The following is a 21,803-nucleotide window of genomic DNA, read 5'->3' as shown; positions in this document are numbered from 1 at the left end:
ACGCACCACCGCCCTGACCCGGGGTCCCGGGCCAGGGCGGAAAGCACTGTCAGTAGGTCACTTCTCGATGACCGCGAGGACGTCGCGGGCGGAGAGCACCAGGTACTCCTCGCCGGCGTACTTGACCTCGGTGCCGCCGTACTTCGAGTAGAGGACCGTCTCGCCGACCTGAACGTCGATCGGGATGCGGTTGCCCTTGTCGTCGATCCGGCCGGGGCCGACCGCCAGGACGGTGCCCTCCTGGGGCTTCTCCTTGGCGGTGTCGGGGATCACGAGGCCGGAAGCCGTCGTGGTCTCAGCCTCGTTCGCCTGGACCACGATGCGGTCCTCGAGCGGCTTGATCGCAACCTTTGTCGCGGTAGTCACGGGCATACCCTCCTGGGTACAGGTGTTTGCCGGCCAGCGCTGGCCGGTCTTATGCCTCATGCCACCGGGCGGGGCCGTCGTCGCGGGTGCCGGTCCGCCTGGCGCAAGCGCACGGCCTCATTCGGATGGCCCGAACAGGGCGCGCACTGGCACCCTCAGGTTGAGAGTGCTAATCGGAGATTATGCCGGAACTAGCACTCCGTCAAGGAGAGTGCCAACACGGCAGAATGACTCCGCGTGGACCTCGAACTGCTCGCCGCCCTGCGTACCCCGCGGGGTACGGACGCTCTCACCGCCGCCGCCGAGGTGTCCGGCGGTGATCCGCTGGCCGCCGCCTCCGCGCTGCGTTCGCGGGGCGTCGATGCCTCCCTGGCAGCCGCCGCGCTCACCCAGACTGAGCTGCGCAGACGCGCCGCGGGCAAGCTCGGCGCGGCGGCCGCGACGATGTTCTTCACGCGGCCCGGTTTTGAGCAGGCGACGCGCGCGGTGGTGGCCGATCGCCGGGCCGCACGGCTGCGTGCGGCGGGTGTCACCAGCATGGCCGATCTCGGGTGCGGGCTGGGCTCCGACGCCCTGGCCGCGGCCCGTCAGGGCATCCATGTGTACGCCGTGGACGCCGATCCGGTGACCGCCGCGGTGGCCGCCGCGAACGTCGAAGCGGCCGGGCTGACCGGGCTCGTGACCGTGGAGTGCGCGGACGCCACCACCGTCGAGGTGGAGAAGTACGACGCCGTCTTCGCCGATCCCGCGCGGCGCCGCGCGGGGCGGGGGCGGGTGATGGACCCCCGATCGTGGTCGCCGTCGTGGGACTTCATCGGGGCACTGCCCGCCCGGGTGCCGAGAACTGTGTTGAAGCTCGCTCCCGGCATCGACCACGCGCTGCTGCCGGCCGGCGCCGAGGGCGAGTGGGTCAGCGTCGACGGCGATCTGGTCGAGGCAGCGTTCTGGTGCGGGCCGCTGGCGGAATTTCCTCGACGGGCGAGCTTGCTCACGTCCGGGGCGTCCGTGGAGGGGCTGCACGGCTCCGGGGTCGAGAAGGCGCCGGTCGGCGAGGTCGGGCAGTTCCTCTACGACCCCGATCCGGCCGTGGTCCGCTCGCATCTGGTCGCGGAGTTCGCCGCCACGATCGGCGGGCGGCTCGCGGACCCGGAGATCGCGTACGTCTACACCGACGAACCGGTGCCGACGCCGTTCGCCCGGCAACTGGAGATCACCGACGTGCTGCCGTTCTCCCTGAAGCGTCTGCGCACCCTGCTGCGCGAACGCGGCATCGGCCGGCTGGAGATCCGTAAACGCGGGTCCGCGCTGGAGCCGGAGCAATTACGCAAGGATTTGCGCCTGAGCGGTTCCGCGGGTGCCTCGCTGGTGCTGACCCGGGTCGCGAACGCTCCCGTAGTTATGATCTGCCGTGGCTAAGAAGGCGGCCGGTACCCCGGCGACAGCGGTGCTCATCTCGGCGAAGGTGGCGCACGATCTGCATCCGTACGAAGTATCGCCCGATGCCCCGAATTACGGCGCGGTGGTTGCCGCGGCTCTGGGCGTACCCCCCGCATTGCTCTTCAAGACTTTGATCGCCGAGGTGGACGGGCGGCTCACTGTCGCAGTCGTCCCGGTCACCGGGGAATTGGATCTCAAAGCTCTGGCCGCCGCAGCGGGCGGCAAGAAGGCGGCGCTCGCGGACCGTGCGGCGGCCGAGCGCAGCAGCGGGTACGTCCGCGGCGGCATCAGCCCGCTGGGCCAGCGCAAACGGCTCCCCACGGTGATCGATGACTCGGCGCAGGAGTTGTCCTCGATGTACGTCTCGGCCGGGCGCCGGGGGTTGCAGGTGTCGCTCGCCCCCGCCGATCTCATTCGTCTGACCGATGGCGCCGTGGCTCGAATAAGGACATAGAAGTCGATAGCACTCAGTGTCCGATCTTTCTCAAGAGAACAGCCTATTTCGGTTCGCAAAGTGACCTAGCGTCACGGTGTAAAGCATCTCCGTGTCCGGGTCCGAGTGCCCTAATGATCACCGGCCCGTAGCGGTTGTGCTGCAACGCGCGACGGGAATAGGTTGCCCGACACAATCCTCTGCGGTCCACGGGCGGCAGTCCCGGCCACGCGCGCCAAGGGAATCCGAGGCAAGATCCGGATTGATCCGAGAGGACACGAGGAATGCGTAAGGGAATGTTCGCTCTTGCCGCGGTGGGCCTGCTGGCCGCCGGCAGCACTGCCGCTTGCGGCGGAGACGACGACACCACAAGCTCCGGAAGCGGCAGTACCTCCACGGTCGGCAAGGTCGGCGTGATCCTGCCGGACACCGCGAGCTCCCAGCGATGGGGTTCGGACGACCCCAAGTTCCTGAAGGCGGCGTTCGACGCTGCCGGGGTCACGGTCGACATCCAGAACGCCCAGGGCGACAAGAGCCAGTTCCAGACCATCGCCGACGGCATGATCTCGAGCGGGGTCAAGGTCCTGATGATCGTCAACCTCGACTCCGGTACGGGTAAGGCGGTCCTCGACAAGGCCACCGCGGCCGGAATCGCGACCATCGACTACGACCGCCTCACCCTCAACGGCGGCGCGAAGTACTACGTCAGCTTTGACAACACCGCCGTGGGCAAGCTCCAGGGCGAGGGCCTCGTCAAGTGCCTGACCGACATGAAGGCGAGCAAGCCGGTGGTCGCGGAGCTCAACGGCTCCCCCACCGACAACAACGCGACCCTTTTCGCGCAGGGATACGACGGGGTCCTCAACCCGCTGTACACCTCGGGCGAGTACGTGAAGGGCCCGAACCAGTCGGTGCCGGACTGGGACAACGCCCAGGCCGCCACGATCTTCGAGCAGATGCTCACCCAGAACAGCAAGATCAAGGGTGTGCTGGCCGCCAACGACGGTCTCGGCAACGCGGTGATCTCGGTGCTCAAGAAGCAGAGCCTCAACGGCAAGGTCCCGGTCACCGGCCAGGACGCGACCGTGCAGGGCCTGCAGAACATCCTCTCGGGTGACCAGTGCATGACCGTCTACAAGGCGATCAAGCAGGAGGCCGAGGCGGCCGCCGACCTGGCCATCGCACTGGCCAAGGGCGAGACCAAGTCGGTCACCCAGAGCGTCACGGACCCCGAGTCCAAGGCCACCGTCCCGGCGGTGCTGCTCACCCCGAAGGCCATCTACAAGGAGAGCGTCAAGGATGTCGTCGCGGACGGCTTCGTGACCAAGGACCAGATCTGCACCGGTGACTTCGCCAAACTCTGCACCGACAACGGCGTCAGCTGAGGTTTGTTTTTCCTGCCGGATCTGATCATCGGCGCCGCCCACGCCTGGCCAGGGCGTGGGCGGCGGCGCATCGAGAAGGAGAACCATCCGTGGCCGCGACACCTCTGTTGGAGCTGCGCGGGATCGACAAGAGCTTCGGTCCCGTCCAGGTGCTCCATGACGTCGGACTCAGCATCTATCCCGGCGAGGTCACCGCCCTCGTCGGCGACAACGGCGCCGGCAAGTCGACCCTGGTCAAGTGCATCAGTGGCATCTACACGATCGACGCGGGCACGGTGACGTTCGACGGCAACCAGGTCGCGGTCAACAGTCCCCGCGACGCCGCCGAGCTGGGCATCGAGGTCGTCTATCAGGACCTCGCGCTCTGCGACAACCTCGACATCGTCCAGAACATGTTCCTGGGCCGGGAGAAGAAGCGCGGCCTGGTCCTGGACGAGCCGACGATGGAGCAGATGGCCGGCGAGACGCTGGCCAGCCTCTCCGTCCGCACCGTCAAGTCGCTGCGCCAGCTCGTCGCCAGCCTCTCCGGCGGCCAGCGGCAGACCGTGGCGATCGCCAAGGCGGTGCTCTGGAACAGCCGGGTGGTGATCCTCGACGAGCCGACCGCCGCGCTGGGTGTCGCGCAGACCGCCCAGGTGCTCGAACTGGTCCGCCGGCTCGCCGACAACGGTCTCGGCGTCGCGCTGATCTCGCACAACATGAACGACGTCTTCGCCGTGTCCGACCGCATCGTCGCCCTGTATCTAGGCCGGACCGCGGCCCAGGTGAAGACCACCGACGTGACCCACTCCCAGGTGGTCGAGCTGATCACCGCGGGACGCAGCGGAACCATCGGCCTGCCGCCCGAGAAGCCGGCCGGCGCCGCGGGCTACACCGACATCACGCCCCCGGGAGCCGACGCATGACAACGACGACCTCATCCGACACGCAGGTCCAGGTGGTGAAGCCGACTGTCGCGAGTCACCTGCACGACTACTGGGGACGCGTCCGCGGCGGGGACATCGGGAGCCTGCCGGCCGTACTCGGCCTGATCGTGCTCTGCCTGGTCTTCGGCATCGCCCGCCCGACGTTCTTCAGTGCCACGAACTTCGCCAACCTCTTCCCGCAGGGTGCCGCGGTCATCTTCATCGCGATGGGCCTGGTCTTCGTCCTGCTGCTGGGCGAGATCGACCTCTCGGCGGGTTTCGCCAGCGGCGTCTGCGGCGCGGTCATGGCGCTGCTGATGGCCGATCACGGCTGGAGCTGGTACACGGCGATCCCGGCGGCGCTGGTCACCGGTCTCGTCATCGGCTTCGTGCTCGGCTTCCTGGTGGCGAAGCTCGGCATCCCGTCGTTCGTCGTGACCCTGGCCGGCTTCCTCGCGTTCCAGGGCATCCTGCTGGTGCTGCTCAGCGGTGGCAAGATCGTCTCGATCCGGGAAACGTTCGTGCTCTCGCTGGCCAACAAGAACGTACCGGCCGTGTGGAGCTGGATCATCGCGATCATCGCGATCGCCGCCTACGCGGGTGTGCAGTTCCTCAAGGTGCGCAACCGCGCGGTCCGCGGGCTCGTGACGGACCCGATGGGTATCGTGCTTGCACGCATCGCCGGACTCGCTGTGCTGCTGCTCGTGGCGGTGGCTGTACTGACCAAGGAGCGCAGCATCAACCCGCTGGTCATCTCGGTGAAGGGCGTACCGATCGTCGCCCCGATCATCGCGGTGGTGCTGGTGGTCTGGACGTTCGTGCTGGGCCGCACCGCTTACGGCCGGCACATCTACGCCGTCGGCGGCAACACCGAGGGCGCCCGCCGCGCGGGCATCCCGGTGGACCGGATCCGCATCTCCGTCTTCGTCATCGGCTCGTTCATGGCTGCCATCGGCGGCATCATCGCGGCGAGCCGGGCCAACTCCGTCGACCCGAACTCCGGCGGCAGCAACGTCCTGCTCTACGCCGTCGGCGCGGCCGTCATCGGTGGCACGAGCCTGTTCGGCGGCAAGGGCCGGGTCTTCGACGCGGTCATCGGTGGCGCGGTCATCGCCGTCATCGACAACGGCATGGGTCTGATGGGCTTCAGCTCCGGCACGAAGTTCATCTTCACCGGCCTCATCCTGCTGCTCGCGGCGAGCGTGGACGCACTGTCCCGCCGGCGGGCGTCGGCGACCGGTAACCGATAGCAGATGCGGGCGGCCCCTACTCAAGAAGAGGTTCGCCGGCACAACCTGGGTACGTTGCTCCGATACATCCACATTCATGGTGCTACGTCCCGAGCGGAGCTCACCACCCGCCTGGGCCTCAACCGCAGCACCATCGGGGCGCTCACCGCGGACCTCACCGCCGCCGGGCTCGTCACCGAGAAGAAGGAAGCACCACTGCGCACCGGCCGGGCCGGGCGACCGTCACTGGTCGTCCGGCCCGAGTCGTCCCGGGTGTACGCGTACTCCCTCACCATCGAGGTCGACAGCCTGCACGCCGCCCGGATAGGCCTCGGCGGGCGGATCCTGGACCGGCGGGAGGCGCCACGGCCGCGGGGCATGCAGGTCGGCGACGCGGTCCAGCCGCTGGCGAGCTTCGTCCACGAGATGCGCGCCGACGTGCCACCGGGCTCCCGGTACGTCGGCGCCGGGCTGGCCATCGCGGGAATGGTCCGTCGCGCGGACGGCATGGTCCGGCTGGCACCCACGATCGGCTGGGTCGACGAACCGGTCGGCGACGCCCTGGTCGAGGAGATCGGCGACGTGGGCCCGATGTTCGTCGCCAACATCGCCGACGTCTCCGCCATGGTCGAACACACCCGCGGGGCGGCGGCCGGCCGGGACAACGTCATCTACCTGTACGGCGACGTCGGCGTGGGTGCCGGGATCATCGTCGGCGGCCAGCGCATCACCGGGCACGGCGGGTACGGCGGCGAGGTCGGGCACATGGTCGTGAACCCGGACGGCCAGCCGTGCAGCTGCGGGTCACGCGGCTGCTGGGAGACCGAGATCGGCGAGTACCCACTGCTGCGGCTCGCCGGGCGCGGGGACCGCAGCGGCCGGGAAGCGGTCCTGGCCGTGGTCGACGCGGCGATGCGCGGCGACTGGGTTGCACAGCAGGCGGTCCGGCAGGTCGGTGAGTGGCTCGGCCTCGGCGTCGGCAACCTGGTCAACATCTTCAACCCGGAGGCGGTGATCTTCGGCGGCACGCTGCGCGACGTCTACCTGGTCGCCGCGGCACAGATCCGCAGCCGGCTCAACGAGGTCGCGCTGCCCGCCTGCCGGGACGAGATCCGGCTGCGCACGCCGGAGCTGGGCCGCGACGCCGCCCTGATCGGCGCCGCCGAGCTCGCGTTCGAGCGGCTCCTCGCCGATCCCCTCGGGTGATCTAGTTCTTGCCGTGCCACGAATCCCATAGCGCCGCGTAGGAGCCACCCGCGGCGACCAGCTCGTCGTGCGAGCCCAGCTCCGTGATCCGGCCACCCTCGACCACCGCGACCCGGTCGGCGTCGTGCGCCGAGAAGAGCCGGTGCGCGATCGCGACGACCGTACGCCCCTGCAGCACCGCCGCCAGGGACTGCTCGAGATCCCGGGCCGCCCGCGGGTCCAGCAGCGCCGTCGCCTCGTCGAGCACCAGCGTGTGCGGGTCGGCGAGGACCAGCCGGGCCAGCGCCACCTGCTGCGCCTGAGCCGCCGACAGGGTCACCCCGCCGGCACCCACCACGGTGTCCAGCCCGTTCGCGAGTTGATCAGCCCATTTCAGGGCGTTCACGGCGGTCAGCGCTTCGCGGACGTCGGCGAGCGAGGAGCCCGGCCGGACCATGGCAACGTTGTCGCGCAGCGTACCCATGAAGACGTGATGCTCTTGACTCACCAGCGCGACCTCGGTGCGCAGCCGGTCCAGGGGCAGGTCCGCCAGGGCGACCCCGCCGACCGTGAGCAGACCGCTGACCGGCGCGTGCACCCCGGCGAGCAGCCGGCCCAGGGTCGATTTGCCCGCGCCCGAGGGCCCCACGATCGCCAGCCGCTCCCCCGGCGCGATCGTGAGCGAGATGCCGTGCAACACCTCGCGACCCTCCACGTAGGAGAAACGCACGTTCTCGGCGACGATCTCGGTGCCCTGCGGGCGGCGCGACGTGCCCGGCTGCGCCGTGAACGAGACGCCGAGGAGGCGGGCCAGCGATGCCGCACCCACCTGCAGCTCGTCGAGCCAGCCCAGGAAGCGGTCGAGCGGGTCGATGAGCAGCTGGGTGTAGAGCACCGCCGTCGTCACCTGACCCAGGGTCACCCAGCCCTCGAAGTAGTACCAGCCGCCGATCAGCAGGGTGCCGACCACCGGAAGGATGTAACCGAACTCTACTGTCGGGCTCCACACCGTACGCAGATAGAGGGTGTAACGCTCGGCCTTCCACGACCCGCGCAGGTCGTTGTCGGTGCGGCGGCGCCGCTGCTCCTGGCGCCGTAGTGCGTCAACCGTGCGGGCCCCCTCGACGGTCTCCGCAAGACCATCCGTGACCTGCGAGTACGCGGCGTTCTGCCGCAGATATCCGGCGGCGGCCCGGCGCAGGTACCAGCGCGCCGAGAAGACGATCAACGGTACGGCGATCAGCAGCGGCAACGCCAGCATCGGGCTGACCAGCACCAGGGCGACCACCGCGAGCGAGACGGTGATCAGCGAGATCAGCGTCTCGGGCACGGCGAAACGCACGCACCGTGACAGGGCGTCAACATCGCGGGACGTACGCGTGAGCAGGTCACCGGCGCCGGCCCGCTCGACCGTGGAGAGCGGGATGGCCAGCACCCGGTCGATGAACTCCTCGCGCAGTTCGGCGAGGACCCGCTCACCGAGCCGCGCGGAGGCGAGGTAGGCGAACCGGACCAGCACCGCCTGCACAGCGATGAAGATCGCGATCAGGATCGCGATGCGGTCGACCGCCGACACGGCCGCGCCGCGCTCGATGGACTCGACGAGACTGCCCAGCAGCCGGGGACCGACCAGCCCGGCGATGGCCGCGAAGGCGTGCAGACCGATGGCGGTGGCGAGGGCGCGCGGGTGCCGGCGGAACAGATCGCGGGCGTACCTGCGCACCTGGCGGGTGTCGGCCACCGGGAGCGCGTTGCTCACTCGCGAAGCACCGTCCTTGCGTAGGCGAGACTGCCGTCCAGCAGCTCGCGGTGGGTACCTTCGGCGACGGCGAGCCCGTCCTCGACGTAGACGACAAGATCGGCACGGGCCAGCACCAGCGGGCTCGTCGAGCAGACCACCGTCGTGCGGCCACGCCTCGCCTCGCCGAGACGGGCCGCGATGCGCGCCTCGGTGTGCGCGTCCACCGCGCTCGTCGGTTCGACCAGCACCAGGATCTCGGGATCGGCGACCAGCGCCCGGGCCAGCCGCAGCCGTTGCTGCTGGCCGCCGGAGAAGCTGCGGCCCCGCTCGGCGACCTCGCTGTCCAGACCCTCCGGCAACTCCGCGACGACGTCGTCCGCACTTGCTGCCGCGAGAGCAGCCGGCGCCCGCCCGGTGCGGTCCGGATCGAGATCGTCGTGCAGCGGTCCGGAGAACAGCCGGGCGTCGTTGTCCGCGACCAGGATCCGCTCCCGCAGCTCCCCCAGCTCGAGGTCCTTCAGCGGTACGCCCGCCAGCAGCGTCTCATCCCCGTCCGTGGTGTACCGCCCGAGCCGATCGGCGATGGTGACCGCGTCAGCCGGCAGGGCGGCAGCGATAGCGGTGATCAGCCCGGCGCGGATGACCACACCGGACACCAGGTCGACCAGGTCGCCGTCCACCGGCGTCTTCTGGGGATGCACCGGTTCCGACAGGTCGGACTCGATCTGCAGCATGTCGACGACCCGCCGCCCCGACACGTGCCCGCGGGTCATCTTGTCGATCGTCTCGGTGAGCTGGCGCAACGGCGAGACCAGGAACGCCGCGTAGCCGTAGAACGAGACGAGCTGCCCCACCGTGATCCGCCCGGTGAGCGCGAACCGGGCACCGAGCCACGTCACCAGCACCAGGAAGATCCCCGGCACCAGTACCTGCGCACCGTCCAGCAGCGCCTCGACGCGGGCGACCCGTACGCCGGCTTCGCGCAGGTCCTGCGACCCGGCCCGGTACCGCTGCGACATCACCGGCTCACCGCCGACCCCGCGCAGCACGCGCAGCCCACCGACCAGGTCGGCGGCGCGACCCGTGAGCAGGCCCTGCTTCTCGCGGTACCCCTGCTGGCGGTGGTGCAGCGGCCGGATGAGCAGGCTGACCACCGCCGTGAGCAGCGGGATCCCGAGCACGACCACCAGACCCAGCGGCACCGAGGTGACCAGCAGGATCGAGGTCACGGTCAGGACCGCCACGACCGAGCCGATGCCCCGGGCGGTGATGTCGATCGCGTTGCCGATGTGGCTGATGTCGGCCGTGCCGATCGCCACGACCTCCCCGGCATTGAGCCGCCGCGGCAGCGCCACACCCAGCCGGCCGGACTGCCGGACGGACAGCTGGATCGTGCGGAACGCCGCGGACAGCCAGTTGAAGACCGCGCGGCGGTGCCGCAGCACACCGGCGATGGCCTGCGCGGCGCCGATGCCGAGCAGCACCAGACCCCAGAAGATCAGGTCACCGGAATCGTGTCTGCTGAGGCCGGCATCGATCGCCTTACCGACGACAGCCGGGACCAGGGCCTGGCACACCATCCACAGGACGGCGAACAGGACCGCGGCGCTCAGGGATGGCCAGGTACGCCGGGCAAGCCACCCGAGATATCGGGTGGCGGACCGGTCATCGGGGGTGCCGGGATCGGCGGGGGGCAGATCTCGCATCGCCCTTCGACGTTACGTAACCCCGCCGTCACGATCCATAGACTTATCTATCGACCGGCGTGAAATCCCACACGTGCGGAGTTCTCGCGATCAGCTCCGCGGGCGGCGCCGGAAGGTCCTCGGGGGTGTTCCGCCACTTCGAGATGACCACTATGCGTAGATCCGTCGAGGAGAAGACCTCGCTCGACATATGCGAGGGCAGCACCTCCAGCTGCGGCAGCGCCACATCGCAGACCCAGCTCAGCAGCTCGTCGAGGCCGCTGCGCGAGGCCCGTACCTCCCACATCCGTGCGATCATCCTGGCTTCCTACCCCGCGACGGCGATGGAGGTCAATGCCATCGCGGAATCGGCGGGAAGGTCGAGGCGGCTGGGAGCGACCCCGGCAGCGACCAGATGCGACCCCAGAGCGGCGACCATCGCCCCGTTGTCCGTACACAGCTGCGGGCGGGGAACGCGCACCCGGATCCCGAACTTAGCGGCCCGCTCCTCGGCCAGGAGCCGCAGCCGGGAGTTGGCGGCAACCCCACCACCGATGATCAGTGTCTCCACGCCGTGCTCGCGACAGGCGTCCAGCGCCTTCGCGGTGAGCACGTCACAGACGGCATCCTGGAAACTCGCAGCGACATCCGCGACCGGCACCGGTTCACCGCTGCGCTCCCGTGCCTCCACCCAGCGGGCAACGGCCGTCTTCAGCCCGGAGAACGAGAAGTCGAACCGGTGCTTGGCGAAGTCCTTGGGCGCGGTCAGCCCCCGCGGGAACGAGATCGCCCCCCGATCGCCCTCGCGGGCCAGCCGGTCGATCACCGGACCGCCCGGGAAACCCAGCCCCAGCAGCCGCGCGACCTTGTCGAACGCCTCACCGGCAGCGTCATCGATCGTCGCGCCCAGCGGGGTGACACCGGCGGTCAGATCGTCGACCAGCAGCAGACTCGAATGCCCGCCCGAGACCAGCATCGCCACGGCGGGCTCCGGCAGCGGACCGTGCTCCAGCGTGTCGACAGCCACGTGCGCGGCGAGATGGTTGACGCCGTAGATGGGTTTGTCGGCAGCGAGGGCGTACCCCTTGGCGGCAGCGACCCCGACGAGCAGCGCCCCCGCGAGTCCCGGCCCGGCGGTCACCGCGATCGCGTCGATGTCGTTCAGGGTGACCTTCGCCTCGTCGAGCGCCCGCTGCATGGTCGGCACGATCGCCTCGAGATGCGCCCGGCTGGCCACCTCGGGCACCACCCCGCCGAACCGCGCGTGCTGCTCGACACTGGACGCGATCTGATCGGCCAGCAGGGTGTGCCCGCGCACGATCCCGACACCGGTCTCGTCGCAGGAGGTCTCGATCCCGAGGACCAGGGGCTCGTCAGACATCACGCATCATCACCAGGGCATCGGTGTTACTGGGCTGGTAGTAGCCGCGCCGGATCCCGACGGGCTCGAAGTCATGGACGGCGTAGAGATGCTGGGCCGGCTTGTTGTCCACAGCCACCTCGAGCAGCACCTTGCGTTTGCCGGCCCGCTCGAGCAGGGTCTCGAGGAGCCGCCGGCCGACGCCACGCTGCTGCGCGGTGCGCTTCACGGCGATGTTCTGCACCCAGCTCTCCTCCTGGTCGATGACCGCCAGACCGGCGTATCCGACCAGCTCGTCCCCGTCCTTGGCCGCGACGTAGAAGTGCCGCTGCGCCAACTCGTTCCAGAACATGGACGACGACCACTTCTCCGACCCGAACAAGTCCTCCTCCATCGGGAGAACCTCGGCGATGTCCCACCACCGGAACCGGTCGATCGTGATCACTGCAGCACGTGCTTGCGCTCGGTAGCGGCCACGGCATCGGGGCGCCGCAGGTAGAGGGGGGTGAGGACGCCACCCTCCGCGCCGGCCTCGATCTCCCCGAGGGCCAGCGCGATCAACGCCTCGCCGGAGGGGTACAGCACCCGGTCGTCGATCGGGATCTTAAAAATGTCGCTGTACTTCACCGCGCCCTCGCCGACCGCCCGCTCCGCGTCGACCGGCACGTCGGCGGGCTTGGCCACCTCGGGCCCGGTCACCCGCACACCGTCCTGGTAGGTCGCGAAGTAGACCTCACGCCGCCTCGCGTCGGTGGCGACCAGCACCCGGCCCGGCCCGGCCGCACGACCGAGAGCATCAAGCGTGCAGATACCGTACGCCGGGATCCCCAGCGCCTGCCCCATCGCCGCCGCGGTGGCCAGCCCGACCCGGAGCCCGGTGAACGGCCCCGGCCCCAGCCCGGCCACGATCGCACCCAGATCCCGCGGAGCCTTCCCGGCATCGGCGAGCACCCGCTGGATCTGCGGTGCGAGCAACTCCCCGTGAGCCCGCGGATCAACGACCCGCCGCTCCCCGAGCCCCCGCAACCCACCGCCGCCGACCTCGGCCAGCGCAGCAGTCACCGCGGGCGTAGCGGTATCCAACCCAAGAACGAGCACCCGCAAACCCTATCTGGCCCGCTCCGCCACCCATCTTTAGACAGGTTCGTCTAACGCCTTGATCTTTAGACAGGTTCGTCTAATACTCGTTTAGACAGACCTGTTCAAAGGAGCGCTCATGAGTGACTTGTCCGGCAAGACCGCCCTGATCACCGGCGCCACCTCCGGCATCGGCCGGGCAACGGCGAAACTGCTGGCCACGCAGGGGGCGATGGTTCTGGTGAACGGCCGCAACGCCCCACGCGGAGCGGAAGTCGTCCACGAGATCGAGGCGGCCGGCGGGAAGGCCCGTTTCATCCTCGCCGACGTGAGCGACCCGCAGGACGTGGCTCGGCTGGCCCAGGAAGCCGGCGACGTCGACGTGCTGGTCAACAACGTCGCGACGGCCACCTTCGGACCCAGCGCCACCATCACCCCCGGCCAGTTCGACGCGATGATCGACAGCAACGTCCGGGCGACGTACCTGCTGACCGTGGCCCTGGCCCCGCGCATGGTCGAGCAGGGCACCGGCAGCGTGATCAACGTGAGCAGCGCGGCCGGGACGATCGGCGACACCAACAACGCCGTCTACGGTGCCACCAAGGCGGCGATGAACTCGCTGACCCGCGCGTGGGCAGCCGAGTACGGCCCGGCCGGCGTACGCGTCAACGTGGTCTCACCCGGCCCCGTCTACACCCCCGCCGTCCCCGTCGAGGTGGCCGAGAGCTTCATCCCCCTCATCCCGATGGGCCGGGTCGCCCAGCCGGAGGAGATCGCCGAGGTGATCGCGTTCCTGGCCGGCCCCCGAGCCTCCTACGTCAACGGCGTCACGCTCGCTGTGGACGGCGGGCGCACCGCGGTCTGAACGTACGATGGGCGCATGACCTCCTCGCCCAGTCCGAGCAGGCGTTCCGCCCGGGAACGCCTGCTCGAGACCGCCGACCGGCTGTTCTATGCCGAGGGCATCCACACGGTCGGCATCGACCGGATCCTCGAGGAGTCCGGCGTCGCCAAGGGCTCGCTCTACTACAACTTCGGTGGCAAGGACGACCTCGTCCGGGCCTACCTGCTCCGTCAGCACAGCGGCTGGGTCGCCGCCATCACCGCGCGCACCGCCCAGCAGACCGAGCCGCGCGCCAAGATCCTCGCGGTCTTCGACGCCCTGATCCCGATCTTCGCCAGCCCCACCTTCGTCGGCTGCGCGTTCCACCACGCCGCCGCCGAGGCCCATGCCGGCAGCACGGAGGATCTGGCGGTCAAAGAATTCCGCACATGGCTGTACGAGCTGTTCGCCGCCCCGGTCGAGCAGGGCGGCTATGACAACCCGCAACGGCTCGTCGCCCAGCTCGTCCAGCTCTTCGACGGCGCCAACATGACCGCGGCCGCCGACCATGACCCGCACGCCGCCGGGCACGCTCGCGCAGCCGCCGAAGTGCTGCTCGCCGCCGCGTCCCCCAGCTGACCGGCTCGTTGCTCGGCACCAGATCGAAGGGCGCGTCGCCGTTCCGGGCCGATCGGCGGGGGTGTCAGTTACGCGGGTCCCAGTCGATCACCGGGCGACCACCGTCGGCGAGAGCCTTGTTGGCCGCGCTGAACATCCGGGCGCCGAAGAACTCCCGGCCGCCGTTCATCGGGCTCGGATGGCCCGACTCGATCACGGTGTGGACGGGGTTGGTGATCAGGGCCGCCTTCTTGCGGGCGTACGTGCCCCAGAGCAGAAACACGATCTTCTCGTCGCGGGCGTTGAGGGCCCGGATCGTGGCGTCGGTGAACACCTCCCAGCCCTTGTTCTTGTGCGACGCCGCCGACTTCGCCCGCACCGTCAGGACCGCGTTGAGCAGCAGAACGCCCTGCTTCGCCCACCCGGTGAGGTCCCCGCTCGCCGAGGGCGGCACACCGACGTCCTCGGCCAGCTCCTTGTAGACGTTGCGCAGCGAGGGCGGCACCCGGACACCGTCGCGCACGCTGAAGCTGAGCCCGTGCGCCTGGCCCGGACCGTGGTAGGGGTCCTGGCCCAGCAGCAGCACCTTCGTCTGCTCCGGCGCGCAGAGCCGGTAGGCCGCGAAGAGGTCCTCGATCGGCGGGTAGACGGTCTGCGTCTCGTACTCCCCGGCGACAAAGGCACCCAGCGCCCCGGTCGCGGCGGGGTCGAGGAACGGCGTCAACTCCGCGCGCCAGGCGGGTGGGAGCAGCTCGGTCAGATTCACATCATCTCCGGTTTCCGATGGTCATGGCAGTTCCGTCGCTTTCTTCAAGCGCGCGGCCCAGTCGCCGTCCTTCAGGCGCGTGGCCCAATCGCCGTCCTTCAGGCGCGTGGCCCAATCGCCGTCCTTCAGGCGCGCGGCCCAGTCGCCGCCGTGCGGCACGAGGTCGATGACGCGGGTGTCGTCGTCGAGGCGGTCGATGCGGACGGCGAGGTATTCGTCGTTGAGCTGCTCGACCAGGCCGGCGCCCCACTCGACGACCGTGACGGCGTCGTCGGCCGAGGCGTCCAGGTCGAGGTCGTCGATCTCCGCACGCGGGTCGGCCGCGTCGCCGAGCCTGTACGCGTCGGCATGCACCAGCGGGACCGTGCCGCCGCGCGCCGGGTCGGGCCGGTGCACGCGGGCGATCACGAAGGTCGGCGAGGTGACGGCGCCGAGCACCCCGAGCCCCGCGCCGATGCCCTGGACCAGCGCGGTCTTGCCGGCGCCTAGCGGGCCGGTGAGCAGCAGGAGATCACCGGGGCACAGCAGAGCGGCCAGCCGCTCGCCGAAGGCCCGGGTCTCCTCCACGGTGGACAGGCGGATGCCGGTGGTCGTCATGAGATCCTGTCCAGGAACGGGAGTAGTGCCGCGTTCACCTCGTCCGCCTTCTCCAGCATGACCACGTGGCCGCTGTTGTCGATCTTCACCAGCTCCGCCTCGGGGAGATGCCGGAGGATCTCCTCGGAGTGCGTCACCGGGGTCAGATAGTCCTTCGTGCCGACCAGGACCAGCACCGGCACACCCTTGAGCGCCGACAGCGCCGGGAACCGGTTGTGGGTGTAGAGCGTGTGCAGATACTTGGTCAGCGTCTCGACCGACGTCTTGGAGTTCATCTGCTCCACGAACGTGACCAACGAGGGACTGGGCCGCGAGTCGCCGAAGCCGTAACGGCGGGTGAGCAGCCAGGCGAGGTCGGACGAGACGACCCGGGCGCGGTCGATGGCACCGCCGCCGAGCCGGGCCGAGACTCCCCACAGCGGGAAGAACGGCGCGCTCGCGCGGGCCACGAGCGTGGGCAGGCCCAGCTTCGACTTGTCGATCAGGCCCGCCGAGGTCGACATCAGCACGACACCGGTCACCCGCCGGCCGAACCACTCCGGATACTGCTCGGCGAACGCCATGATCGTCATGCCGCCCATGGAGTGTCCGACGAGGATGATGTGGCCGTCGGGGACGGTCGCGTCGAGCACGGCCGCGAGTGACTTGCCCAGCGCCGCGATGTCGTAGTCGCCGGATTTCAACCGGCTGGACCGCCCGTGGCCGGGCTGGTCGTAGAAGACCATCCGCTGGTCGCCGCGCTCGGTGAGCACCTGCCGCTGGAAGTAGAAGGTGCCCATGTCCAGGGCGAAGCCGTGCACGAACACGATCGTCGGCTTGCCGGCCGGGTGCTTCGCCTCGACGATCTCGACGTGCAGGTCGGTGCCGTCGGCGGCGGTGACGGTGAGCTCCTCGTCGAACGCCTGGTCGTTGAACTCCTCGTCGGCGTGCGGATCGCCCGGGACGTTGAGCGACTTGCGGACCAGCGCCCGCTCGACGGCGAACGCGGTGGCGAGCCCGGCCGCGGCGATGCCGACGACGGCCCCGGCGATGCCGACCTGCTTCACCCGTTTGGCCGGCAACTTGGCTTTGGCCGGCAGCTTGGCGGGACTCATGCGACCTCCCCGGCCGTACCGTCATAGACGCGGGGGACGCGCGTCCCGCCGAACCTGGTCACGATCTCGTAGTTGATCGTGCCGATCGCCTCGGCCCAGTCCGTGGCCGTCGGCTCGCCGTCCGTGCCGGGCCCGAACAGGGTCGCCACGTCGCCCGCCCGGACCGGATCGTCCCCGACGTCCAGCACGATCTGATCCATGCAGACGCGGCCGGCGATCGTGCGCACCGCGCCGCCGAGCAGCACCGGGCCCACATTGGACGCGTGCCGGGGCACCCCGTCGCCATAACCGATCGGCACCAGGGCGAGCGTCGTCTCCCGCTCGGTGTGGTAGGCGTGCCCGTAGGAAACGCCCTGGCCTTCCGGAACCCGTTTGGTGAGCGCGATCCGGGCGCGGGCGGTCATCGCCGGGCGCAGGCCGGCCGGCTGGGACCCGGGCAACGGCGAGAGCCCGTAGATCGCCAGACCGGGCCGGACCAGGTCATAGTGGGAGTCGGGCCGGGTCAGCGTGGCCGCCGAGTTGGCGATGTGGCGATAGCGCGGCTCGATGCCGTAACGCTCCGCGGTCGCCAGCGCCTCGGCGAAGATCGCGAGCTGCTGGTCGATCATCTCGTGGCCGGGCTCGTCCGAGCGGACGAAGTGGCTCCAGACCCCGACGATCTCGAGATCACCGTCGGCCTGCGCCTTCGCCGCGGCCTCCACCAGGGCCGGCCATTCCGCCGGCGTCGCGCCACCGCGGGCCAGACCAGTATCGATCTTCAAATGTACGCGGGCAGCCCGCCCAGCCCGCCGGGCAGCGGCAACCAGCTCACCGAGCAGCTCGAGGCTCCCCGCGTTGAGGTCGACCTCCGCCTCGACGCCCTCGTGCAGCGCGAGCCCGGGTGAGTGCAGCCAGGCCAGCACCGGCGCCGTTATCCCGGCCCGGCGTAACGTCAGCGCCTCGTCGAGGGTCGCCACGCCCAGCCACGTCGCGCCCCCGGCCAGGGCCGCGCGGGCGACGGGCAGCATGCCGTGCCCGTAACCGTCGGCCTTGACCACGGCCATGACCTCAGCGGTCGTGCCCGCCCGCAGGGTCGCGACGTTGTCCCGGATGGCGTCCAGATCGACGCGAACTTCGGCCTGCCACATGTTCATCAGCCTACTGATGGGTGTGACAGAAACGGATCACAGCAGGTCGGCGAGGACGGGACGAAGCGCTTCCGCCACATCGGCAGAGGTCACCGGCCCGTCCTCAGCTGCCCGCCGGCCGGCCAGACCATGGACGTACGCGGCCATCACCGCGGCCTTCTCCGCGGGCACCCCGGCCGCCAGCAACGAGCCCAGCAACCCCGCCAGCACGTCCCCGGAACCGGCCGTGGCCAGCACGGAACTGCCGGTCGGGTTGGCCCACACCTCGCCGGCGGGCGTCGCCACGATGGTCCGGTCGCCCTTGAGCAGCACCACCGCGTTGATCCACGACGCGAGCTTGAGGGCAGCGGCCATCCGGTCCGGCCCGGGAGCCTCCCCGGCAAGCCGCTTGAACTCGCCGTCGTGCGGCGTGATCACCAAAGGTGCGTCCCGTCGCAGGTCAGCGGCGTGCTGACCGCCGACCAGCAGGGTCAGGGCGTCCGCGTCGAGCAGCACGGGCAGCGACGTCGCGAGGACGCTGCGCAGCTCGGTCCGAGCGTCGTCATCGGTTCCGAGCCCCGAACCACACACCCAGGCCTGCACGCGTCCCGCGTCGGCGACCCGCTCGGCCGCAACGACCGAGGGATGTTTCCGCAGCACTTCCCGGCTGGCGCTGCCCGCGTAACGCACCATGCCGGCGGGGCCGGCCTGCGCACCGGTGACCGACAACACCGCGGCGCCCGGGTACTGCGCGGATCCGGTGGCCACTCCGACCACGCCGCGGGAGTACTTGTCGGAGGACGCGGAGGGGCGCGGCCACCACTCGGCGATGTCGGATGCGTCGGGTACGCGTACGGCGGGAGCCGCGTGCAGCGTCGCACCCAGCCCGATGTCGACGAGTTCCACGTGACCCGCCAGGGCCGCGGCAGGACCCACCACGTGTGCCGGTTTGAGGCATCCGAAAGTCACCGTGATGTCCGCGTGCACGGCGTCCCCCGGCACGTCGCCGGTGTCGACCGTCACACCGCTCGGCACGTCCACCGCCACCACCGGTGCTCGCGCGCCGTCCCGGCCCCGAAGCTCGGGGAGCCCCTTGACCAGCGCCGCCGCCGGGGGCCGCAGGCCACCGGTCGCGCCGATGCCCACGATGCCGTCCATCACCAGATCCGCACGGGCCGGCAGCTCCTCGATGACCCGCCCACCCGCGTCGAGAAGCGTCTTGAGCCCCGCGAGATGCACGTGCTCGGGCCGGAGCAGGATCGCGAGCACCCGGGCACCGCGCGCCGCCAGCCGCGCCCCCGCGAGAAGCGCATCGCCGCCGTTGTCACCGCTGCCCACCAGCAGCACCACTGTCGCGCCGTAGACGCCGCCGCTCTCGTGGAGCAGCAGCGCGCACCGGCGTGCCAGGCCCGCGGCGGCCCGCTGCATGAGGGTCCCGTCCGGGACCGTCGCCATCAGTGCTTTCTCCGCCGACCGTACGTCGGCCACCCGCCATGCCTGCCGCATCCGTGCTCCCTAGGGTCTGGATTCCCTGGCCCGCTCAGGCCTCGGCGACCACCATGGCCGAGGCGATGCCACCGTCGTGGGAGAGCGACAGGTGCCAGCGGTTGACGCCGCGCTCGGCGGCGACCGCGGCGACCGTGCCCGACACGGTCAGCCAGGGCCGGCCGTCCGGGTCGGAGACGACCTCACAGTCGTGCCAGCGCAGGCCACCCGGGGCGCCGAGGGCCTTGGCCACTGCCTCTTTCGCCGCGAACCTGGCCGCCAGCGACTCGGGCGAGCGGGGGTTTCCCGACCGCGTCAGCCGCTCCGAGTCGCTGAAGAGCCGGTCCGCGAGCATGGGCGTGCGTTCCAGCGCCTTGGCGAACCTCTCCACCAGCACCACATCGATCCCGACAGACACGATCACACGGTCAAGCCTATCGGGACGGCTCATCCACAGCCGGGCGCCTCGAGACCCCCGGCCGTGCTATTCGACCGTCACGGATTTCGCCAGGTTGCGCGGCTGGTCGACGTCGTGGCCCCGGGCGGCGGCGATCTCGCAGGCGAGGATCTGCAGCGGCACGGCGGTCATGAGCGGCGCGAGCAACGTGGGCGTACGCGGCACGAGGATCAGGTGGTCGGCATAGGCGGCGACCTCGTCGTCGCCCTCCTCCGCGATGACGATCGTGCGGGCGCCACGGGCCCGCACCTCCTGGATGTTCGAGACGACCTTGTCCCGCAGGACGCCGCGACCCGCCGGCGACGGCACCACGCACACCACCGGCGTGCCCTCGTCGATCAGGGCGATCGGCCCATGCTTCAGCTCACCCGCCGCGAAGCCCTCGGCGTGCATGTAGGCGAGCTCCTTGAGCTTCAGCGCGCCCTCGAGGGCCACCGGGAACCCGACGTGGCGCCCGATGAAGAGGATGGTCGACGCGGTCTTGAGGTCGCGGGCCAGCTCGCGCACGTCCTCCATCCGCGTCAGCAGCTCCCGGAGGTTGTCCGGGGTGCGGCGCAGCCGGGAGACGACGGCGGCGACCTCGTCGGCGTACATGACGCCACGGATCTGCGCGAGGTGCAGGCCGATGAGATAGCAGGCGACCAGCTGGGTGACGAATGCCTTGGTGGACGCCACGGCGATCTCGGGGCCGCCATGGGTGTAGAGCACGGCGTCCGACTCACGCGGGATCGTGGAGCCGTTGGTGTTGCAGATGGCCAGCACCCGGGCCTTCTGCTCCTTGGCGTGCCGCAACGCCATCAGCGTGTCCATGGTCTCGCCGGACTGGCTGATCACGATCATCAGGGTGGAGCGGTCCAGGATCGGGTCGCGATAGCGGAACTCACTGGCCAGCTCCACCTCGCACGGGATGCGCACCCAGTGCTCGATCGCATACTTGGCGACCATCCCGGCGTGATAGGACGTGCCGCAGGCGACGATGAAGACCTTGTCGACGTCGCGCAGGTCCTGGTCGGTGAGGCGCACCTCGTCGAGGACGATGTCGCCGCGCTCGGAGAGCCGCCCGAGCAGGGTGTCCGCGATGGCCTGCGGCTGCTCGGCGATCTCCTTGAGCATGAAGTAGTCGTAACCACCCTTCTCCGCGGCCGAGGCGTCCCAGTCGATGTGGAATTCCTTGCCGGTGGCCACCGCGCCGGTGAAGTCGGTGATCTCGATGCCGCCCGGGGTGATCAGGACGACCTGGTCCTGGCCGAGCTCGATCGCCTCGCGGGTGTGCGCAATGAAGGCGGAGACGTCGCTGGCGAGGAAGTTCTCGCCGTCGCCGCGACCCACGACCAGCGGCGAGTTGCGCCGGGCGGCGACCACCGCGTCGGGGACCTCGACGTCGATGGCGAGCAGGGTGAAAGCGCCCTCCAGGCGGCGCACGACGCGGCGCATGCCCTCGGCGAGCAGGTGCGGACCCTCGGGCCCGTCGCCGGAATCACGCAGGGCACGCATCTCGGCGGCGAGCAGGTGAGCGGCGCACTCGGTGTCGGTATCGCTGACGAATTCGACCCCGGTCGCCTCGAGCTCGGCGCGCAGCCGGGAGAAATTCTCGATGATGCCGTTGTGGATCACGGCGACGCGGCCGTCGGCCGAGAGGTGCGGGTGGGCGTTGCGATCGGTCGGGCCGCCATGGGTCGCCCAGCGGGTGTGCCCGATGGCGGTCGACCCGACGGCGATCCCGTCACTCGAGCGCTCTGCCAGGGCCTTTTCGAGATTCGCCAGTTTCCCGGCCTTCTTCTCGGTCAGGATGACCTTGTCGTTGACGACCGCGACACCGGCGGAGTCATATCCGCGGTATTCGAGGCCCCGAAGTCCATCGATAACGATCTGCAGCGCCGGGCGGCTGCCCACGTAACCCACGATCCCACACATGTGGGGCAGCGTAGCGGACTTTCGCTCATCACGGATGCGCGAGAGGCATACTTTCGCGCACCCCTTGTGATCGAAAGGCTCCGCTGATGGGTGCTGCGTCGATGGCCTCGCAGGTCAGCGCCGATCGCGACACGTCCGGG

22 protein-coding genes are annotated in these 21,803 nt (G+C 70.0%); 8 read left to right on the top strand and 14 right to left on the bottom strand.

The features are described from left to right. Positions 1–57 precede the first annotated feature (57 nt). Complete coding sequence (groES, locus tag Aco04nite_RS03765) at positions 58–366, bottom strand: co-chaperone GroES (RefSeq protein WP_498370755.1); 309 nt, start codon at positions 364–366, stop codon at positions 58–60. Positions 367–603: 237 nt separating this feature from the next. Between groES and Aco04nite_RS03760 the strand changes: the two genes are divergently transcribed. The 6 genes from Aco04nite_RS03760 (at position 604) to Aco04nite_RS03735 (ending at position 6,961) form a co-directional block, all read left to right on the top strand. Continuing rightward, the gene (locus tag Aco04nite_RS03760) at positions 604–1,782 is read left to right on the top strand and encodes a class I SAM-dependent methyltransferase (protein ID WP_212995728.1); all 1,179 of its coding nucleotides are present in this window, start codon (positions 604–606) and stop codon (positions 1,780–1,782) included. Next, positions 1,775–2,257 (top strand): Cys-tRNA(Pro) deacylase, encoded by a 483-nt coding sequence (gene ybaK, locus Aco04nite_RS03755; protein ID WP_212995727.1) that lies wholly within the window; start codon positions 1,775–1,777, stop codon positions 2,255–2,257. The genes Aco04nite_RS03760 and ybaK overlap by 8 nt, the downstream gene beginning before the upstream one ends. Before the next feature lie 263 nt (positions 2,258–2,520). After that, positions 2,521–3,621, top strand: coding sequence for a sugar ABC transporter substrate-binding protein (locus Aco04nite_RS03750; RefSeq protein WP_212995726.1), 1,101 nt, complete (start codon positions 2,521–2,523; stop codon positions 3,619–3,621). A gap of 89 nt (positions 3,622–3,710) precedes the next feature. Further along, positions 3,711–4,526 carry an ATP-binding cassette domain-containing protein gene (locus tag Aco04nite_RS03745; protein WP_212995725.1) on the top strand — a complete coding sequence of 272 codons (816 nt, stop codon included), beginning with the start codon at positions 3,711–3,713 and terminating at the stop codon, positions 4,524–4,526. Continuing rightward, positions 4,523–5,776 (top strand): sugar ABC transporter permease, encoded by a 1,254-nt coding sequence (locus Aco04nite_RS03740; protein WP_212995724.1) that lies wholly within the window; start codon positions 4,523–4,525, stop codon positions 5,774–5,776. Before Aco04nite_RS03745 ends, Aco04nite_RS03740 begins: the two co-directional genes overlap by 4 nt. 3 nt (positions 5,777–5,779) lie before the next feature. Next, positions 5,780–6,961: an ROK family transcriptional regulator gene (locus Aco04nite_RS03735; RefSeq protein WP_212995723.1), complete on the top strand. Its 1,182-nt coding sequence runs from the start codon at positions 5,780–5,782 to the stop codon at positions 6,959–6,961. A gap of 1 nt (position 6,962) precedes the next feature. Here the strand turns inward: Aco04nite_RS03735 and Aco04nite_RS03730 are convergent, their stop codons facing one another. The 6 genes from Aco04nite_RS03730 to tsaB are packed head-to-tail and all read right to left on the bottom strand — an operon-like array spanning position 6,963 to position 12,824. Beyond that, the gene (locus Aco04nite_RS03730) at positions 6,963–8,699 is read right to left on the bottom strand and encodes an ABC transporter ATP-binding protein (RefSeq protein WP_212995722.1); all 1,737 of its coding nucleotides are present in this window, start codon (positions 8,697–8,699) and stop codon (positions 6,963–6,965) included. Continuing rightward, on the bottom strand, positions 8,696–10,387 hold the full coding sequence (locus tag Aco04nite_RS03725) for an ABC transporter ATP-binding protein (protein ID WP_212995721.1): 1,692 nt from the start codon (positions 10,385–10,387) through the stop codon (positions 8,696–8,698). The genes Aco04nite_RS03730 and Aco04nite_RS03725 overlap by 4 nt, the downstream gene beginning before the upstream one ends. A 43-nt stretch (positions 10,388–10,430) precedes the next feature. Beyond that, entirely contained in the window at positions 10,431–10,685 is a 255-nt protein-coding gene (locus Aco04nite_RS03720; RefSeq protein ID WP_212995720.1) for a hypothetical protein, read from the bottom strand. 9 nt (positions 10,686–10,694) lie between these two features. Next, the gene (gene tsaD, locus Aco04nite_RS03715) at positions 10,695–11,747 is read right to left on the bottom strand and encodes a tRNA (adenosine(37)-N6)-threonylcarbamoyltransferase complex transferase subunit TsaD (RefSeq protein ID WP_212995719.1); all 1,053 of its coding nucleotides are present in this window, start codon (positions 11,745–11,747) and stop codon (positions 10,695–10,697) included. After that, positions 11,740–12,168 (bottom strand): ribosomal protein S18-alanine N-acetyltransferase, encoded by a 429-nt coding sequence (rimI, locus tag Aco04nite_RS03710; RefSeq protein ID WP_212995765.1) that lies wholly within the window; start codon positions 12,166–12,168, stop codon positions 11,740–11,742. The genes tsaD and rimI overlap by 8 nt, the downstream gene beginning before the upstream one ends. After that, positions 12,168–12,824 (bottom strand): tRNA (adenosine(37)-N6)-threonylcarbamoyltransferase complex dimerization subunit type 1 TsaB, encoded by a 657-nt coding sequence (gene tsaB / locus Aco04nite_RS03705; protein ID WP_212995718.1) that lies wholly within the window; start codon positions 12,822–12,824, stop codon positions 12,168–12,170. The genes rimI and tsaB overlap by 1 nt, the downstream gene beginning before the upstream one ends. A gap of 118 nt (positions 12,825–12,942) precedes the next feature. On the opposite strand from tsaB, the gene Aco04nite_RS03700 reads away from it, so the two are divergent. Beyond that, a complete protein-coding gene (locus tag Aco04nite_RS03700; RefSeq protein ID WP_212995717.1) occupies positions 12,943–13,668 on the top strand; it encodes an SDR family NAD(P)-dependent oxidoreductase in 726 nt (241 codons plus the stop codon). A gap of 15 nt (positions 13,669–13,683) precedes the next feature. Beyond that, positions 13,684–14,265, top strand: a complete 582-nt coding sequence (locus Aco04nite_RS49490; RefSeq protein ID WP_212995716.1) for a TetR/AcrR family transcriptional regulator — start codon at positions 13,684–13,686, stop codon at positions 14,263–14,265. A gap of 64 nt (positions 14,266–14,329) precedes the next feature. Here the strand turns inward: Aco04nite_RS49490 and Aco04nite_RS03690 are convergent, their stop codons facing one another. From Aco04nite_RS03690 to glmS, 7 genes are read right to left on the bottom strand one after another with little or no spacing between them, the layout of a single operon-like run. Further along, a complete protein-coding gene (locus Aco04nite_RS03690; RefSeq protein ID WP_212995715.1) occupies positions 14,330–15,010 on the bottom strand; it encodes a uracil-DNA glycosylase in 681 nt (226 codons plus the stop codon). A gap of 21 nt (positions 15,011–15,031) precedes the next feature. Then, complete coding sequence (gene tsaE, locus Aco04nite_RS03685; protein WP_212995714.1) at positions 15,032–15,607, bottom strand: tRNA (adenosine(37)-N6)-threonylcarbamoyltransferase complex ATPase subunit type 1 TsaE; 576 nt, start codon at positions 15,605–15,607, stop codon at positions 15,032–15,034. Beyond that, positions 15,604–16,701, bottom strand: coding sequence for an alpha/beta fold hydrolase (locus tag Aco04nite_RS03680; protein WP_212995713.1), 1,098 nt, complete (start codon positions 16,699–16,701; stop codon positions 15,604–15,606). The genes tsaE and Aco04nite_RS03680 overlap by 4 nt, the downstream gene beginning before the upstream one ends. Further along, positions 16,698–17,828 carry an alanine racemase gene (gene alr, locus Aco04nite_RS03675; RefSeq protein WP_212995712.1) on the bottom strand — a complete coding sequence of 377 codons (1,131 nt, stop codon included), beginning with the start codon at positions 17,826–17,828 and terminating at the stop codon, positions 16,698–16,700. Before alr ends, Aco04nite_RS03680 begins: the two co-directional genes overlap by 4 nt. Positions 17,829–17,864: 36 nt before the next feature. Further along, positions 17,865–19,313 (bottom strand): NAD(P)H-hydrate dehydratase, encoded by a 1,449-nt coding sequence (locus Aco04nite_RS03670; RefSeq protein ID WP_212995711.1) that lies wholly within the window; start codon positions 19,311–19,313, stop codon positions 17,865–17,867. Between the two features lie 34 nt (positions 19,314–19,347). Then, positions 19,348–19,716 carry a holo-ACP synthase gene (locus Aco04nite_RS03665; protein ID WP_203836363.1) on the bottom strand — a complete coding sequence of 123 codons (369 nt, stop codon included), beginning with the start codon at positions 19,714–19,716 and terminating at the stop codon, positions 19,348–19,350. Positions 19,717–19,776: 60 nt separating this feature from the next. Continuing rightward, on the bottom strand, positions 19,777–21,663 hold the full coding sequence (glmS, locus tag Aco04nite_RS03660; RefSeq protein WP_212995710.1) for a glutamine--fructose-6-phosphate transaminase (isomerizing): 1,887 nt from the start codon (positions 21,661–21,663) through the stop codon (positions 19,777–19,779). Between the last annotated feature and the right edge of the window lie 140 nt (positions 21,664–21,803).

The organism is Winogradskya consettensis, from assembly GCF_018332715.1.
Classification (GTDB): Bacteria; Actinomycetota; Actinomycetes; order Mycobacteriales; family Micromonosporaceae; genus Actinoplanes; species Actinoplanes consettensis.
The sequence above is the reverse complement of the archived record's forward strand: the minus strand, read 5'-3'. Positions and strand labels throughout refer to the sequence as shown.